1 protein-coding gene is annotated in these 206 nt (G+C 50.5%); it reads right to left on the bottom strand.

All coding sequences use genetic code 11. From position 1 onward, the window contains the following. A partial coding sequence (locus FD04_RS12555; protein ID WP_162255742.1) for a hypothetical protein occupies positions 1-206 on the bottom strand: 206 nt, incomplete at both ends.

Raw genomic sequence — 206 nt, 5'->3', positions numbered from 1 at the left:
TACGTGACCGTCGTTCCAGTATCGCCACTCACTGTATCAGTAGCTACCGGTGTGGTGGTCGACCCTTCATCATCAACGTAGTTGACGGCAATCGTTTGAGAGTCAGCCTTGTATTCAATCGTCTCATTATCAGCTTGAGGCTCTGTCGTCGTTGGTGCCGGCATGTTTTGTGCGATACCAGTTCCAACTGGCGTATATCCCGCAAT

The organism is Secundilactobacillus odoratitofui DSM 19909 = JCM 15043 (assembly GCF_001434895.1).
GTDB classification, from domain to species: Bacteria; Bacillota; Bacilli; order Lactobacillales; family Lactobacillaceae; genus Secundilactobacillus; species Secundilactobacillus odoratitofui.
This window is presented reverse-complemented; position numbering and strand designations above follow the sequence as displayed.